Origin of the sequence: Nitrosomonas supralitoralis (assembly GCF_003011925.2) — a bacterium.
Taxonomy (GTDB): Bacteria; Pseudomonadota; Gammaproteobacteria; order Burkholderiales; family Nitrosomonadaceae; genus Nitrosomonas; species Nitrosomonas supralitoralis.
This window is the reverse complement of the sequence record NZ_PXXU01000219.1, coordinates 1-320: the sequence shown is the minus strand read 5'-3', so window position 1 is coordinate 320 and position 320 is coordinate 1. Positions and strand designations below refer to the sequence as shown.

1 pseudogene is annotated in these 320 nt (G+C 48.4%); it reads left to right on the top strand.

From position 1 onward, the window contains the following. Window positions 1-32: 32 nt before the first annotated feature. Window positions 33-320, top strand: a pseudogene (locus tag C7H79_RS17510) (IS3 family transposase); the annotation flags it as partial.

Genomic DNA, 320 nt, shown 5'->3' with positions numbered 1-320 from the left:
ATGCAGAATGAATTGCTGAAGTAGGTGCTTGGAAAAAAGTGGTAAAGCCCTAACAGCGCAAGGTGATAGCGCAGTGGGTGGTACAGAACAAGTCGGTTAGTATCGGTCTGGCTTGTGCAACATTTGGCATCTCTGAAGCCTGCTATCGCTATCGACGGGTACTCAACGCTGAGAACGAGGAAATCGCCGACTGGTTGCTACGGTTGACGACCTGTCACAAACGTTGGGGCTTTGGTCTATGCTACCTTTATTTGCGCAATGTGAAGGGTTTTGAATGGAATCACAAACGCGTGTATCGTATCTATCGAGAGCTGGAACTG